This is a genomic window from Arthrobacter sp. NPDC089319, from assembly GCF_040684925.1.
Classification (GTDB): Bacteria; Actinomycetota; Actinomycetes; order Actinomycetales; family Micrococcaceae; genus Crystallibacter.
On record NZ_JBFBGZ010000026.1, the window covers coordinates 5,060 to 6,862 of the forward strand.

Genomic DNA, 1,803 nt, shown 5'->3' on the forward strand with positions numbered 1-1,803 from the left:
CGCGGCCGTTCTCTAGGCGGCAACCGCTCCGCCCGGTTCCTGCTCCGGTGGCCGCCCGCCCGCCCGGTTCCGGCCGCGGTCGGGGCCGGGCCGCTCCGCTGCGATGTCCCCGCGAGTCCAAGCCACAACCGCCGCCGAGCAGGGCCGTGAGAACGAGGTCGCGGGTGGCCGGAATAAACCGGAGCAGACATCGGTTTTCCCTGTAGATGCGATTGCATGGACTATTAAGGAGAGCCGCAGTGTCAGAACGTAAGATCGTAGTCATTTCAGCCGGACTCGGGGTACCGTCCTCCAGTCGGATGCTGGCCGACCAGTTGGCTGCTTCCACGGCGGACCAGTTCCATCTGCAGGGTGTTGAAGCCGAGATCCAGATGGTGGAGTTGCGAGACTATGCGGTCGATATCGCCAACAACATGGTGACCGGTTACGCGGCGCCGAAGCTGGATGAGGTGCTCAAGGCGACGGTTGCAGCGGATGCGCTCATCGTAGTGACCCCGGTCTTCAGCGCCTCCTACAGCGGCCTGTTCAAGTCCTTCTTCGATGTGGTTGAGCCGCGCTCGCTCGCCGGCAAGCCGGTGCTGATGGGTGCCACCGGCGGCAGCGCCCGGCACTCGCTGGCACTGGACTACGCTGTCCGCCCGCTGTTCAGCTACCTGCGGGCGCGGACCGTGCAGACCACCGTCTTCGCCGCACCGGAAGACTGGGGCTCGGGCGAGGTCGGAACCAGCGGACTGTCCGAGCGTTCCGACCGCGCGGCTGCCGAACTGGTTGATCTGGTGCAGGGTGCTCCGGTGACCGAGCGCGGCCGCGGCGGTGTCGAGTCCAAGAGCTTCGAGGAGATCCTCGCCAGCGTCGGCCACTGAGCCCAGCGTCCAGCACTGAGCCCGACGAGGGCCCGGTCAGGGATCGTCACCGGCGCACCAACGCCGCGTCGCGCCCCGGACCGGGCCTTTCGTGTTGCTAAAAGCGTTCGGGCTGCTCGCCAAACTTGAAGTGCCGGCCGCTGATGCTTGCCGGCTTCACCTCCACATAGAAGTCCTTGAGGGTGGGAATCCAGGTCTCGACCGGCAGCGCCTCGGCAGCCGCAATCTCCTCCTGGGTCTGGAGCACGCGTGCGGTGCCTTTGACCACCACGCTCCACGCTTCGCCGCTACCGATGCCGTCCGCCTCGAACAGCACCCGTTCGTTGATGGTCAGCTCGGCCAACTTGGTGCCCGGCGCCGTCCGCAGGACCAGCCTGCCGTCGCGGGCTACAAAGTTGATCGGAAAGATGTCGGTTTCGCCGGCGGCGGTGAGGACGAGGCGTCCGTGCTTGGTGTTCTCCAGCAGCTTCCAAGATTGCTCGTCGGTGAGCTCAAGGATCGGGTCGTCATGTTCAAACATCATGCCGCTATCTTCTACAGTTCCGTAGAAGAAGGGAAGCCTTTGGGGGAACACTGGGCACCGGACTGGAAAGAGCCGGGGCCGTCTTCTGCCGCCCGTCGGGTGGGGCAGCAGCGGATTAAGCGGCGAGGCACCGCCGTTCGGCCGGGTGTCCGGCCAACGGCGGTGCCTGCAGGGTCAATCGCCGTGCAGTGGCACGGCAGGCCGTTGTTACTTGGCCGGGGTGATCAGCGCGGAAGCGCCGGTGCGGGCGGCGTCGAAGCGGGCGGCGACGTCGGCCCAGTTGACGATGTTCCAGAATGCCTTGACGTAGTCGGCCTTGACGTTGACGTAGTCCAGGTAGAAGGCGTGCTCCCACATGTCCAGCATCAGCAGCGGGATGGTGCCCACCGGAATGTTGCCCTGCTGGTCGTAGAGCTG

At 65.8% G+C, this 1,803-nt stretch carries 3 protein-coding genes; 1 reads left to right on the forward strand and 2 read right to left on the reverse strand.

The genetic code is table 11. From position 1 onward, the window contains the following. The first annotated feature begins 239 nt into the window (after positions 1-239). On the forward strand, positions 240-863 hold the full coding sequence (locus AB0N75_RS18760; protein WP_364652455.1) for an FMN reductase: 624 nt from the start codon (positions 240-242) through the stop codon (positions 861-863). A 97-nt stretch (positions 864-960) separates the two neighbouring features. On the opposite strand, the gene AB0N75_RS18765 is transcribed toward AB0N75_RS18760, so the two are convergent. Beyond that, on the reverse strand, positions 961-1,386 hold the full coding sequence (locus AB0N75_RS18765; protein ID WP_364652456.1) for a pyridoxamine 5'-phosphate oxidase family protein: 426 nt from the start codon (positions 1,384-1,386) through the stop codon (positions 961-963). A 207-nt stretch (positions 1,387-1,593) separates the two neighbouring features. Next, the coding region (locus AB0N75_RS18770) for a Fe-Mn family superoxide dismutase (protein WP_364652457.1) at positions 1,594-1,803 on the reverse strand (210 nt) is incomplete at its 5' end.

Bases quoted from the DNA above. Each gene is read 5' to 3' on its own strand.
- AB0N75_RS18765 (WP_364652456.1), bottom strand. From the start codon at position 1,386: ATGATGTTTGAACATGACGACCCGATCCTTGAGCTCACCGACGAGCAA.